Genomic DNA, 13,318 nt, shown 5'->3' with positions numbered 1-13,318 from the left:
TGATAAAAAAAGACGCCCATTTTAAAGGGCGTCCCATTCTCTTAAAATTTGCAAAAGCTGTTGTTTTGTTTCTTCCACCGTTCCGTTATTATTGATGACGGCATCTGCTTTTTTGACTTTTTCACGAAGCGGCATTTGCGAACGAATTCGCGCCAGCGCCTCCTCTTTCGAAAACCCGTTTCGTTTCATTAGCCGTTCGAGCTGCACCTCATCATCGACGTATACGACAATGACTTTATCGATCAAATGAGTCAGCTCGCTTTCAAATAGAAGCGGAATATCGAGGACAATCGTTTTCGCCCCGCTTTGCACGTACTCTTCTTTTTCCGCCATCATGCGGCGGCGGACCGCCGGATGAACGATGGCATTCAGCTTTTTTCGTTCCTGCTCATTATGGAAGACAATCGCTCCTAGTTTGGCCCGGTCGATTTCCCCGTTTGTCTGCAAAATATCCTGGCCAAACGTTGCGACAATTTGTGTGTATGCTTCCTCTCCCACTTTGACGACATCGCGCGCGACTTGGTCCGCATCAATCACCGGAATCCCCAGCTCGCGAATCATCTTGGTCACCGTGCTTTTCCCGCTTGCGATGCCGCCGGTCAATCCAATCGTCAGCGTCATGATTTCCTCTCCCTTATGCACGTCGATTCGTCTGATCCATGCTTTCCGCTATAACGACACATGCGCGAAAAACGCCAGAGAAGCGCCTCGATTTGACTCCTTGCACATTTATGTTTTTGATCGAGTCATTCCCATTTATCAGCGTTGGCAACAAGGGCAATAATGGGTGCCGCGTCCGGCGACAACCGTTTTTTGAATCGGTTGCCCGCAGCGTTTGCACGGTTCTCCTTTTCGTCCGTACACGAATAACTGCAGTTGAAACATTCCGCTTTCTCCTTGTGTGTTGACGTATGACCTTACCGTACTTCCTCCTTTTTCGATCGCTTCTTGTAATATTGCCACCATTTCGCGATGTAAACGTGCAACTTCCTCATCGGTTAACGACGACGCGATACGTTCAGGGTGAATTCCCGCACGGAATAATGACTCATCTACATAAATATTACCGAACCCAACGACAACCGTTTGGTCAAGAAGCACTGTTTTGATGGTACGGTTCGTTTTTCGCAGCCGTTCTGCAAGAAAATTTGCAGTAAATGTTTCAGAAAACGGTTCAGGGCCCAACTGGGACAAAGGCGGCCGGCCATCTTCTTCTCCTTTAGGATAAAGATGCATCGTCCCAAACTTTCTTACATCGCGATAGCGAAGTTCTGTACCATCGGTAAAGCGGAAAATAACATGGGTATGCGGTTCGGCAGGGTCACCCTTGCGCCAAACCGCATAGCGTCCTTCCATTCGCAAATGGGAAATGAGCACATGTTTATCGAGCATAAATTTTAAAAATTTCCCCCGCCGTTCAATATCATGGATCGTTTGTCCTTTGACCGTCTCAGCAAATTCCGTCACATCGGCTGGATATTGAACGATCTTTGGCCAAAACACCCGCACTTCTTCGATCGTTTTGCCAACGGTTAACGGAATAAGAGTGCGGCGAATCGTTTCTACTTCCGGCAGTTCCGGCATCCTTCATCCCTTCCTTTTACTTTGCGTCATACCATGTTGGTCCATAATGATAATCGACTTTAAGCGGCACTTTTAACTGTATCGCATTTTCCATCACTTCAGGAACAATTTGCTGCAGCCGCTTTACTTCTTCTTTCGGCGCTTCCAAAATCAATTCATCATGCACTTGCAGCAGCATCCGCGCTTGCAGCTTTTCTTGCTTTAGCCGATCCGCCAAATCAATCATCGCCTTTTTAATAATATCGGCGGCGCTTCCTTGAATCGGCGTATTCATCGCCGTCCGTTCGGCAAAGCTGCGCAGGTTGAAGTTGCGGCTCGTAATGTCCGGCAAATAGCGGCGGCGGTGCAACAGCGTCGTGACATATCCTTTTTGCTTCGCTTCTTGGACGATGTTTTCCATATACTGCTTAACGCCCGGAAAAATTTCAAAATACCGGCGGATAAATTCCGCTGCCTCTTTTCGTGGGATGTTTAAATTTTGTGACAGCCCGTAGTCGCTGATGCCGTAAACAATGCCAAAGTTCACCGCTTTCGCCTGCCTGCGCATGTTTGGCGTCACTTCATCGGCTGTGACGTGGAAAATATCCATCGCCGTTTTCGTATGAATATCTAAATCGTGGCGAAACGCATCGATTAAATTTTCATCATTGGCAATATGGGCAAGCACGCGCAGCTCAATTTGCGAATAATCGGCGGAAAAAATGACCCAATCCGGCTTGGACGGAACGAACGCCTGGCGAATTTTCCGCCCTTCCTCTAAACGGATCGGAATGTTTTGCAAGTTCGGCTCCGTGGAGCTTAGCCGCCCCGTTTGCGTCAGCGCCTGATTAAAAATGGTGTGCACTTTGTGGGTGTCGCAATGCACTACTTTTAGCAATCCTTCAATATAGGTCGACTGCAGTTTTCCTAACTGGCGGTAATGTAAAATTTTCTCGACAATTTCGTGCTGAGGCGCCAGCTTCTCCAATACATCCGCCGATGTGGAGTATCCGGTTTTTGTTTTTTTCAATACAGGCAGCTGCAGCTTTTCAAATAAAATAACCCCCAATTGTTTTGGCGAATTAATGTTAAACTCTTGTCCCGCCAGTTCGTAAATTTCCTGCTCCACGGCACGGAGCTGCTCGGTCAATTCTTCTCCCATCTCTTTTAAGCGCTCGACATCAACCTTTACGCCGGTAAATTCCATTTCAGCGAGAATCGAAGACAGCGGCAATTCCAAATCGGTAAATAAAGCGTATTGTTCATTTTCTTGCAAATCGTGTATAAACTCTTTTTCTAAAGCGCGGATGGCCGCCGCTTTGCGCACAAGATGCTCGGCCAGCGCCTTTTCTTCCGGCACGGTTTGTTTGGCGCCTTTGCCGTATACGGCTTCATCGGATTGCACAGCCATATATTGCTTCGTTTTTGCCACCGAAGCGACATCTTCCGTCGATTGCGATGGATTTAATAAATACGAGGCGATTAATAAATCAAACTCGATTCCACGCAGCTCAATGCCCTTCCATTTTAGCGCAACGATCGCCCGCTTTCCGTCAAAAACGCTTTTTTTCTTTGTTTCATCTTCGAGCCAGGCGGTAAACAACGGCGATGACAGGGCGGTATCGGTGCGGATAAAGAAGTGGCCGTGTTCATTCGCTAGCGCAAACCCTAAAATCGGCGCCTTATGATAATTGGATTCCAGCACTTCGACAACGAGCGCCGACCGATCGGCGAGCACCGACTCGCTTACTTCCTCGACGATCGTATAATCGATGTTTGGCAGTACCGCCTCTTCTTTTTTCGTTTGCGGAGCTACTTTGTCAAGAAGCGAATTAAACCCAAGCTCTTTAAATAAAGCGATGACTTTGTCAACATCTTGCCCGTGGTATTCGATATCCTCCAATGAGAGCTCGATCGGCGCATCGCGGGAAATGGTCGCCAGCTGCTTGCTCATCAGCGCCAAATCACGGTACTTCTCTAAATTCTCCTTTAGTTTGTTCCCATTGATTTGCTCGATGGATGCCAATATGTTTTCCACCGAACCGAATTGTTTTAACAGCTTTACCGCCGTTTTCTCGCCAATGCCAGGCACTCCTGGAATATTATCCGACTTGTCGCCCATTAATCCTTTTAAATCAATAATTTGTTCCGGCGTCAGTCCATATTTCTCCCGCACCGTTTCCGGCGTATACGATTCGACGTCAGTAATGCCTTTTTTGGTAATATCTACCGTCACATGATCAGAGGCAAGCTGCGTCAAATCGCGGTCGCCAGAGATGATTTTAACCTCAAATCCCTCTTTTTCGGCCTTTGCTGACAGCGTGCCGATAATATCGTCCGCTTCATAATTTTCCAACTCATAGGAGCAGATTTGGTATGCCTGAAGCAACTCTCTAAGCAACGGAAATTGCTCCGATAATTCCGGAGGCGTTTGCTGCCGCCCTCCTTTATATTCGGTAAACGTTTTGTGGCGGAACGTCGTTTTCCCGGCATCAAAGGCAACAAGCATATGTGTCGGTTTTTCTTCTTCTAAAATTTTCATCAGCATCATCGTAAAGCCATATACAGCATTCGTATGAATCCCTTTATCGTTATGTAAAAGCGGCAGCGCAAAAAAAGCGCGATAGGCAACGCTGTTTCCATCAATCAATACTAGCTTCTTTTTCAACGCATTCCCCTCCTCTAGCACTCTTGTTCCTATTGTACCATGATCCCATCTATAAATAAAAAAACGAGAACGTTTTTTCGTTCTCGTTTACTTTTGGAATAGCTTTGGAAAGTGCACCGTAAATGCCGTACCGTGCCCGACTTTGCTTGTGACCGTAATATAGCCGTGGTGTGCTTCCACTAAATGTTTGACAATCGCCAGTCCTAAACCCGTTCCGCCCGAGTTGCGGCTACGCGCTTTATCGACTCGGTAAAAGCGTTCGAAAATGCGCGGAATCTCTTCTTGTTCAATGCCAATGCCTGTATCTTTAACGTGAAGAAGAATCTCCTTCGCTTGTTCCTCAATGACGATCTCTACTTTTCCACCCTTTGGCGTATACGTTAACGCGTTTGTAATCAAATTAATGAAAATTTGTTTAAGACGGTTGACATCCCCTTTTATATATGCCGCAGCAGGCGCATGCCAATAAAAATGAATGCCTTTTTCTTCCGCTTTGCGTTGAAAGATAGCGGCAGCTTCCTTTAACACCGCTACTAAATCGACCGTTTCCATCTGAAGCTCAAACCCGTGCTGCTCGATTTTCGATAAATCAAGCAACTCTTGCACTAATGTCTGCAGACGTTCGCTTTCTTTTAAAATAATTGACAAAAAGTGCTGCAACGCCTGCTCATCTTTCATCGCCCCATCCAGCAGCGTTTCGGCAAATCCTTTAATCGAGGTAATCGGCGTTTTTAACTCATGAGAAACGTTAGCGACAAAATCTTTGCGGATTTGTTCCAGTCTTTTTAGCTCGGTAATATCATGGAAAACGAGCACAATGCCTTGCCATTCGTCATTCGTGCCGATAATCGGGGCGCCGTACACTTCAAAATGCTTTCGTTCGATGCCAATCGTCAATAACAACTGTTTGCGAATGTTTGTTTCTTTAATAAAAATGTCGTCTACAAGTTGTACAATTTCTTTATGAATAAATGCTTCCGTATACGGCCGGTACAAATAATCGGATGGTTGAATATGAAAGCATTCCTTAAAGGCGCGGTTAATTAAATTAATGTAGCCGCGGCTGTCAATTAAAATAAGCCCGCTTCCGACGTTTTCGATCAGTGTATGAAGGCGGTCGGTTTGCATTTCCCGAGATTTGCTGATTTCCTGCAAATTGCGGGCAAGCCGGTTAATGGATTGAACGAGCATCCCCGCTTCATTGTATTCCCCGTTTGGCACCCTTGCTTCATAATTTCCTTTCGCCAGCTCAACAGCTACTTCTGTTGCCGCTTCGATCGGCTTCATATATTGATTGGCAATTTTTAACCCAAGCAAAATAATGACAATCAAAGCGGTGCCCAGGCTGCTGACCAATACTCCCCAAATTTGCTGGTTCACCTTTTTCAACGAATTGGTCGGAGAGCTTAAAATGACATATCCTGCGTTTTTCCCTTCCTTTGTGTAAGGAACAATATAATAATATACATCATTCGTTTTTTCGATAATCGAAAATTGGTGAAATTGTTTTTTGTGTAAAATGTCGCGAATAATCTGCTCATGAGCTTGATCGTTAATATTGGCAACGTGCCCGGTGTCAAACACCACTTTTTCCTCGCGGTTTAATATCGTGATGCGCGAGGACAGCTCCTCGCTCATTTCTTGTAAGTCGGGGCGAATTTGCGCCAGTGATTCGTTTTTCAACAAAATGGCAACTGCTTTTGCTTCTTTTTCCAACCGTTTATTCATCGTTTCCACATAAAAGTCTTTAAATAATTGCCCAAGCAATAGTCCAAGACATATCAATACCGTGACAATCAATGTCACCAGCCAGAACAACAGACGTGTGCGGAAGCTAGTCATTCCGTTTTGGCTCCTCTAATTTATATCCAAGCCCCCGTATCGTTTTAATATATAAAGGTTTTTTCGTATCATGTTCAATTTTTTCCCGCAAATGGCTGATATGAACATCGACAATACGAGTATCGCCGGCAAAATCATAATTCCATACCGCGCTAAGCAGTTGATCTCTCGTTAACACCCTGCCTTTATGTTTGGCTAGATAAAGAAGCAGTTCAAATTCTTTCGGAGTAAGCTCGAGCTGTTTTCCGGCAAAATATGCTTCATAATTGTCTGGAAAAATTTCCAAGTCACCAATGACGATTCGCTCCTCGCTTTCCTCGGCAGGATTGGAAAGCTGCGTGCGCCGCAAAATCGCTTTCACCCGCGCGATGACTTCACGGGGGCTAAACGGCTTGGTCATGTAGTCATCCGCGCCAAGTTCGAGCCCGAGCACTTTGTCGAATTCGTCGTCTTTCGCCGTCAACATTAAAATCGGTGTCATCACTTTTTGCTGGCGCAATTGTTTGCACACTTCGACCCCATCGAGCTTTGGAAGCATCAAGTCCAAAATGATTAACGCCGGCTGTTCATCGGCTACTTTCTCGATCGCTTCCTCGCCATCGTTTGCCGTCACGACCGTAAATCCTGCTTGTTCCAAATTGTATGTTAATAGCGTGACAATCGATTGTTCGTCGTCGACAACTAACACTTTTTTGCCCATCCTTCTCCTCCGCTCTGCTATTTTAGAATTAAGTTTGTCCATGTTTATCATACCATAAAACTAAAAAAAACCGCCTTACGAAACAGGCGGTTTTTGCTCAAAAATTTTCTAACACCCGGCCATCAAGCGGAGATAAAACATACGGCGGACAGACGGACAGCGTTCCTTCGAGTACTTTGTCTTCGTCCCGCGTCGCTTGCACAGAAATTGTAATCCTATGATGATCCTCATTTACTTCTGTCACTTCAAACAGAAACTGCAATTGCTCGTAATGATAAACCGGCTTCAGAAAATGAATTTCCTGTTTGGTAATATGGCTTCCCGGGCCCGGCAAATATTTCGAAATGGCGGAAGTAATCATTCCCGTTAACATTACTGCCGGAACAATCGGCTTTTTCAGCGGCGTCTGGGAAGCGTAATCGTGCTGGATGTATAGCGGATTGGCATCATCCGTCAGTCCAAGATAAAGCAGCAAATCTTTATCTTCAATTTTCGCGTTGATTACTAGTTTTTCCCCGACCGAAATTTCCGATATATTTCTCCCAAGTTTGCGCTTTTTTAGCATGTCAAACACCCCTTTGTTTTAGAAAACGCTTTCAATAAATAGGTAACAAAAATTCGGGATGATTCCCGAATTTTTGTCTTTGCCACTATTTATTCTAATACGCGCATGACGTTTTTCACGGATTCGACCGATTTGGCAAGCGCTGCTTTCTCTTCCTCCGTCAGTTCTAGTTCGATCACTTTTTCGATACCATTGCCGCCTAAAATCGTCGGCACCCCTAAATAAATGCCTTCGTAGCCGTATTCGCCTTCGAGATAAGCAATTGCCGGAAGGATGCGGCGTTGGTCTTTAATGATCGCTTCCACCATTTCGGCAAGTGAAGCAGCCGGTGCATAATAAGCGCTGCCGTTGCCAAGCAAGTTCACTATTTCGCCGCCGCCTTTGCGGGTACGTTCGACAATCGCATCAAGGCGGTCTTTCGGAATTAATTTTTCAAGCGGAATGCCGCCGGCATAGGAATAACGAACAAGAGGCACCATATCGTCGCCATGTCCACCCAGCACAAAGCCGGTGACATCTTTTACAGAAATGTTTAATTCCTGTGCGACAAACGTGCGGAAACGGGCGGTATCCAATACGCCAGATTGACCGATGACGCGGTTTTTCGGGAATCCCGATTCTTTAAATACCGTGTAAGTCATCGCATCAACAGGGTTCGTCAAGACGATAATGTAGCAGTTCGGCGAATATTTGACCACTTCTTTTGTTACTTGTTTCATAATTTTTTGGTTGGTGGTGACAAGGTCGTCGCGGCTCATGCCTGGTTTGCGCGCAATGCCTGCCGTAATGATCACGACATCAGAATCAGCAGTGTCTTCATAGTTGGAAGTGCCGATAATGTTTGCGTCAAACCCTAGCACCGGGCTTGATTCGAGCATATCGAGCGCTTTTCCTTTTGTCGGATTTTCCAACTGCGGAATATCGACAAGGACGATATCTCCTAATTCTTTTTGGGCTAAAATAAATGCAGTCGTTGCACCTGTAAATCCTGCACCGATCACTGAGATTTTTTTACGTCTCATTGTCATATTCCCCCATCCTCTCTCTTATGTGTTATTGTTATTCCATATTGCGAATAAGCGCATCAGCAAATTCAGAACATTTTACTTCCGTTGCATCGTCCATGAGACGGGCAAAATCATAGGTGACGATTTTGGCCGCGATCGTTTTTTCCATCGCCTCAACAATCAATTTGGCCGCTTCATTCCAGCCGAGATGTTCAAACATCATCACGCCGGATAAAATGACCGATGACGGATTCACTTTATCCAAACCGGCATATTTTGGAGCTGTTCCGTGCGTCGCTTCAAAAATGGCATGTCCTGTTTCATAGTTGATGTTTGCCCCTGGCGCGATGCCGATGCCGCCGACTTGTGCCGCTAACGCGTCGGAGATGTAGTCGCCGTTTAAGTTCATCGTTGCAATCACATCAAATTCACGCGGGCGCGTTAAAATTTGCTGCAAGAAAATGTCGGCAATGACGTCTTTAATAATGATTTTTCCGGATTGTTCCGCTTCGGCAAGCGCTTGGTTTGCCGCTTCTTTTCCTTCCGCTTCGACAATGCGGTCATATTGCGCCCATGTAAATACTTTGTCGCCAAATTCTTCTTCCGCTAATTCATAGCCCCAGTTTTTAAATGCACCTTCCGTAAATTTCATAATGTTTCCTTTATGGACAAGCGTCACCGATTTCCGTCCATGCTTAATCGCATAATTGATCGCAGCGCGCACTAACCGTTTTGTTCCTTGTTCGGAAATTGGCTTGATGCCGATGCCCGATGTTTCCGGGAAGCGAATTTTACGGACGCCCATTTCATTTTGCAAGAAATCAATCACTTTTTTCACTTCCGGCGTTCCTTTGGCATATTCGATCCCTGCGTAAATATCTTCGGTGTTTTCACGGAAAATCACCATGTCCGTATCTTCCGGGCGTTTGACCGGAGAAGGCACGCCTTTAAAATAACGGACAGGGCGCAAGCACACAAATAAATCCAACTCTTGGCGAAGCGCCACATTTAAAGAGCGAATTCCTCCACCGACCGGAGTCGTTAACGGACCTTTAATCGCAATTATGTATTCACGAATCGTATCGAGCGTTTCTTGCGGGAGCCACTCCCCAGTCAGCTTATACGCTTTTTCCCCGGCAAGCACTTCTTTCCAAACAATTTTTTTCTCGCCTTTGTACGCTTTTTCTACCGCGGCTTCTAACACGCGGGATGCCGCTGCCCAAATGTCCGGGCCTGTCCCATCCCCTTCAATGAATGGAATAATCGGATTGTTTGGTACATTCAACACACCATTTGTTACCGTAATTTTTTCCCCTTGCGTCACGGTCAAAACCTCCAACTATAGTTTTTTATGAAAAAGGTGAGAAAGGCAACTTGTTTCTCACCTTATTGCCAACATCATTAGCCGCGCTGTTCTATCGGCACGTATACCCGTTTTGACGGGCCGGTATATTCCGCCCGCGGGCGAATGAGACGGTTATTATCGTATTGTTCTAAAATATGTGCAAGCCATCCCGACATCCGGCTTACCGCAAAGATAGGCGTAAATAAATCATGGTCAATACCTAAGCAATGGTAAACCGATGCCGAATAGAAGTCAACGTTTGGCGGCAGCGATTTCTCGGAAGTCACAATGTCTTCGATTTTTGTCGACATTTCATACCAATGCGGCTCGCCCACTAGTTTCGTTAATTTTTCTGACATTTTTTTCAAATGCTTCGCGCGCGGATCGCCTTTACGGTAAACGCGATGGCCAAAGCCCATGATTTTTTCTTTATTTTCCAGTTTCCGGCGAATATACGGTTCAACATTCTCCACTGTTCCGATTTCCGTTAGCATTTTCATCACTGCTTCGTTTGCCCCGCCATGAAGCGGCCCTTTGAGCGCGCCGATCGCTGCTGTAATGCCGGAGTAGATGTCAGATAATGTTGCCACACAAACGCGCGCCGTAAAAGTAGAGGCGTTTAATTCATGGTCAGCATGCAATACAAGCGCTTTATTAAACGCTTCCACTGCAATTTCATTTGGCTCTTCCCCAGTTAACATGTAAAGGAAGTTGGCTGCAAATCCTAAATCTTTTCTTGGTTCGACAGGTTCTAGTCCTTTACGGACGCGGGCAAACGCTGTTACAATGGTAGGAATTTTCGCTTGCAGACGAATCGCTTTACGATAATTTGCTTCCTTTGTCATCACATCGGCTTCTTCATCGTAAAGCCCCAACATCGAAATTGCCGTCCTCAATGCCGCCATCGGATGGACTTTATCGATTGGATACATTTTAAAATGTTCAATAATCTCTTTTGGAATGGCAGCATTTTCGGCTAACTGTTGCTTTAGTTCTTCCAACTGTTCCTTTGTCGGAAGTTCACGATGCCAAAGCAAATAAACTACTTCTTCAAAGGAAGCGTTTTCTGCCAAATCATCGATATTGTAGCCTACATAGGCTAGGGTGTCATCAATAATCGAACTGATGTTTGATGTAGTGGCGACAACCCCTTCCAGACCGCGCGTAACTGTCATCGTAATCTCCCCTTTTCTTTAAAATGATTACCTTCCCCCGCGGTATGCGGCAAGAGAGTGAGCGCTTGCTCGAAACCGGGACAAAAAATGACGCCGAAAGTGCTTACATTCTACTGCATTATGTATTGCCACCTTTCCGCTAGAATAGAAGGTGACAATTGAAATAACTGTTTATATTATAAACAATTATCTGACTTTTGTCATCTATAATGACGAAAGCCGCGAAACCCCGCATCGGTCTTTATCCGTCAAAAACCGCTTATTCCTTCAAATCATTACTGTCAAAAATATTCTATCATTTTCATAATCATATAAGCAATTCCAGCACCAATAAGCGGGCCGACGGCAACACCGTGAAAGAGCGATACAGCAATAATCGTTCCTAATACAAGCGCGGCAGTCATATGGGGATCGGTCGATAACAGCGTAACCCCTCCTTTTGCAATTAAGGCTACAAAAATTCCCGATAAAAGTGCAATCCAGGCCGACAATGACTGCAAAGAAGCAGTGAGTTGCTTAAAGCCGATCTCCCCTGTGGCAATTGGAGCCAACACGGCAATTGTAATGATGGTTATCCCCCAATTAATCCCTTTGGCGTGGATCGCAGGAATCCATTTTTCTTCCATCCCAATCATTTTAATAATAAGCAGTACCGCCACCGCAATCATTAACGATTGATTTTTTGCAATAAAACCGATAAAAAATAAAATAAGCAAAAACAATACTGACTCGCTCATCATTGGTTCTTCCTTTCTTCATTCATTTCACACTTTCCAACACGAAACCTTGCCCTTTGCTTATACGTAAGCAAACATGTAATATATAAATATGGAAAAATTTATGGAGGTGAAACATTGTCCCGCCATCACTTATATAGCTTTCTTCGCTTTTTGTTTGTCATCGCCGTCACCATTCTCGGAGCGACTGCTCTTTATTATGTATCCACCGTTACATATCCGTTTATCATCGCGTTTTTTATTGCCTTTTTAATTAACCCGCTCGTCGACTTTCTAGAACGAAAAGCCAAGATGCCAAGATGGCTGGCGGTGATCGTGACATTGGTCGTATTGTTTGCGGTCGTGGCCGGTTTGGTGACGCTTTTGATTGCCGAAATCGTTTCGGGAACGCAGTACTTAGCCAATATCGTACCGGAAAAATTCCAAGCATTAGTTTCCTATATCGAAATGTTTTTTGCCCAGCAAATTATTCCTCTTTATCAAGATTTGGCGGTCTTATTTAAAAATTTGGACGCTGATCAGCAGGATACAATTATGAATAATATCCAAGCCGTAGGCACACAAATCGCCACCACCGTTGGACAGTTTATTCAGCACGTGCTGCAAAACATCCCGCAGCTGCTCGCTTGGCTTCCAAATGCGGCTACCGTTTTTATTTTTTCACTGCTGGCTACGTTTTTTATTAGCAAAGACTGGCGTCGGCTTACAGGCATCGTCCAAACGATTTTGCCGGCAAAAGCGCACAAAAGCGGAAAAACGGTATTTCGCGATTTAAAGAAGGCCTTGTTCGGCTTTATTAAAGCGCAAGCAACACTGATTTCCATCACAACGGTCATTGTTTTAATCGGCTTGCTTATTCTCCGCGTCGATTATGCAATTACGATCGCTCTTATTATCGGGCTTGTCGATATTTTACCGTATTTAGGAACGGGTATTGTCTTCGTTCCGTGGATTATTTATACGGCCGTAAGCGGCAATATTCCGTTTGCTATCGGTCTAGGCGTGCTTTATATCGTCGTTCTTGTCCAGCGGCAAATTATGGAGCCAAAAGTGCTTTCCTCATCGATCGGCCTTGATCCGCTCGCTACGTTAGTAGCATTATTTGTCGGATTTAAATTAATTGGCTTTCTCGGATTAATTGCAGGGCCAGTTGTGCTTGTCATCATCCGAACGCTGCACAGCGCCAACGTATTTCGCGATATTTGGAATTTTATTATCGGAAAATCTACGCCATAACCGCCAAAATGAACGCGAAAGAGAAAGAGCCTTTCAAATATAGCGGAAAGGCTCTTTCCTTTATCGATATAAATAGAAAAACATTTTCGTGTGAAAGAGCGATTTCAGCCAGCGGGCGATATACGGTTTCATCAGCGCGCGCGTAAAAGGAAGAAGAAGAAACACCCCAAGTATATCGGTAAAAAAACCTGGTGTTAACAACAGCACTCCGCCAATGAACACGCAAATCCCATCAAGAATCGCGCCGCTCGGAAGGCGTCCGTATGACATCTCCCGTCTTGCTTTTTCGATCACTGCCAGTCCTTGTTGTTTCACAAGCCATATTCCTATCATTCCCGTCAGCATAATTAAGACAAGTGTAGACCATATCCCGATCAATTTGCCGGAAAGAATAAACAGAGCGATCTCCAAGACCGGAATCACGATAAATATCCCGATGACCCATTTCATGCTTCTCCATCTGCCTTTCGAAAGAAAAAT

At 45.1% G+C, this 13,318-nt stretch carries 12 protein-coding genes; 1 reads left to right on the top strand and 11 read right to left on the bottom strand.

What is annotated here, in order from left to right; genetic code table 11:
* Nucleotides 1–21 precede the first annotated feature (21 nt).
* The 10 genes from coaE to BV455_RS12815 all read right to left on the bottom strand — a co-directional run bounded on the left by coaE (nt 22) and on the right by BV455_RS12815 (nt 11,602).
* Complete coding sequence (gene coaE / locus BV455_RS12860; protein ID WP_042407566.1) at nt 22–621, bottom strand: dephospho-CoA kinase; 600 nt, start codon at nt 619–621, stop codon at nt 22–24.
* Between the two features lie 138 nt (nt 622–759).
* Nucleotides 760–1,584, bottom strand: coding sequence for a DNA-formamidopyrimidine glycosylase (gene mutM / locus BV455_RS12855; RefSeq protein WP_218687252.1), 825 nt, complete (start codon nt 1,582–1,584; stop codon nt 760–762).
* 16 nt (nt 1,585–1,600) lie between these two features.
* On the bottom strand, nt 1,601–4,231 hold the full coding sequence (gene polA, locus BV455_RS12850; RefSeq protein WP_061578736.1) for a DNA polymerase I: 2,631 nt from the start codon (nt 4,229–4,231) through the stop codon (nt 1,601–1,603).
* Nucleotides 4,232–4,318: 87 nt separating this feature from the next.
* Nucleotides 4,319–6,073: a two-component system histidine kinase PnpS gene (gene pnpS, locus BV455_RS12845; RefSeq protein ID WP_017437244.1), complete on the bottom strand. Its 1,755-nt coding sequence runs from the start codon at nt 6,071–6,073 to the stop codon at nt 4,319–4,321.
* Nucleotides 6,066–6,773 (bottom strand): response regulator transcription factor, encoded by a 708-nt coding sequence (locus BV455_RS12840; RefSeq protein ID WP_042407574.1) that lies wholly within the window; start codon nt 6,771–6,773, stop codon nt 6,066–6,068. The genes pnpS and BV455_RS12840 overlap by 8 nt, the downstream gene beginning before the upstream one ends.
* A gap of 97 nt (nt 6,774–6,870) precedes the next feature.
* Complete coding sequence (locus BV455_RS12835) at nt 6,871–7,338, bottom strand: MaoC/PaaZ C-terminal domain-containing protein (RefSeq protein ID WP_017437246.1); 468 nt, start codon at nt 7,336–7,338, stop codon at nt 6,871–6,873.
* An 89-nt stretch (nt 7,339–7,427) separates the two neighbouring features.
* Complete coding sequence (gene mdh / locus BV455_RS12830; protein ID WP_026078647.1) at nt 7,428–8,366, bottom strand: malate dehydrogenase; 939 nt, start codon at nt 8,364–8,366, stop codon at nt 7,428–7,430.
* Between the two features lie 31 nt (nt 8,367–8,397).
* A complete protein-coding gene (icd, locus tag BV455_RS12825; RefSeq protein ID WP_017437248.1) occupies nt 8,398–9,669 on the bottom strand; it encodes an NADP-dependent isocitrate dehydrogenase in 1,272 nt (423 codons plus the stop codon).
* Nucleotides 9,670–9,746: 77 nt separating this feature from the next.
* Nucleotides 9,747–10,865: a citrate synthase gene (citZ, locus tag BV455_RS12820; protein WP_042407576.1), complete on the bottom strand. Its 1,119-nt coding sequence runs from the start codon at nt 10,863–10,865 to the stop codon at nt 9,747–9,749.
* A gap of 281 nt (nt 10,866–11,146) precedes the next feature.
* Nucleotides 11,147–11,602 carry a DUF441 domain-containing protein gene (locus tag BV455_RS12815; RefSeq protein WP_017437250.1) on the bottom strand — a complete coding sequence of 152 codons (456 nt, stop codon included), beginning with the start codon at nt 11,600–11,602 and terminating at the stop codon, nt 11,147–11,149.
* A gap of 117 nt (nt 11,603–11,719) precedes the next feature.
* On the opposite strand from BV455_RS12815, the gene ytvI reads away from it, so the two are divergent.
* Nucleotides 11,720–12,838 carry a sporulation integral membrane protein YtvI gene (gene ytvI / locus BV455_RS12810; RefSeq protein WP_081160146.1) on the top strand — a complete coding sequence of 373 codons (1,119 nt, stop codon included), beginning with the start codon at nt 11,720–11,722 and terminating at the stop codon, nt 12,836–12,838.
* Between the two features lie 60 nt (nt 12,839–12,898).
* On the opposite strand, the gene BV455_RS12805 is transcribed toward ytvI, so the two are convergent.
* Complete coding sequence (locus BV455_RS12805; RefSeq protein ID WP_042407581.1) at nt 12,899–13,288, bottom strand: FxsA family protein; 390 nt, start codon at nt 13,286–13,288, stop codon at nt 12,899–12,901.
* Between the last annotated feature and the right edge of the window lie 30 nt (nt 13,289–13,318).

Source organism: Parageobacillus caldoxylosilyticus, from assembly GCF_019272935.1.
In the GTDB taxonomy this organism is placed as follows: domain Bacteria; phylum Bacillota; class Bacilli; order Bacillales; family Anoxybacillaceae; genus Saccharococcus; species Saccharococcus caldoxylosilyticus.
This window is presented reverse-complemented; position numbering and strand designations above follow the sequence as displayed.

Coding starts and splice junctions, on each gene's coding strand:
- BV455_RS12840 (WP_042407574.1), bottom strand. CDS start 6,773: ATGGGCAAAAAAGTGTTAGTTGTCGACGACGAACAATCGATTGTCACG.
- BV455_RS12805 (WP_042407581.1), bottom strand. CDS start 13,288: ATGAAATGGGTCATCGGGATATTTATCGTGATTCCGGTCTTGGAGATC.
- mdh (WP_026078647.1), bottom strand. CDS start 8,366: ATGACAATGAGACGTAAAAAAATCTCAGTGATCGGTGCAGGATTTACA.
- coaE (WP_042407566.1), bottom strand. CDS start 621: ATGACGCTGACGATTGGATTGACCGGCGGCATCGCAAGCGGGAAAAGC.
- BV455_RS12815 (WP_017437250.1), bottom strand. CDS start 11,602: ATGAGCGAGTCAGTATTGTTTTTGCTTATTTTATTTTTTATCGGTTTT.
- BV455_RS12835 (WP_017437246.1), bottom strand. CDS start 7,338: ATGCTAAAAAAGCGCAAACTTGGGAGAAATATATCGGAAATTTCGGTC.
- pnpS (WP_017437244.1), bottom strand. CDS start 6,073: ATGACTAGCTTCCGCACACGTCTGTTGTTCTGGCTGGTGACATTGATT.
- mutM (WP_218687252.1), bottom strand. CDS start 1,584: ATGCCGGAACTGCCGGAAGTAGAAACGATTCGCCGCACTCTTATTCCG.
- citZ (WP_042407576.1), bottom strand. CDS start 10,865: ATGACAGTTACGCGCGGTCTGGAAGGGGTTGTCGCCACTACATCAAAC.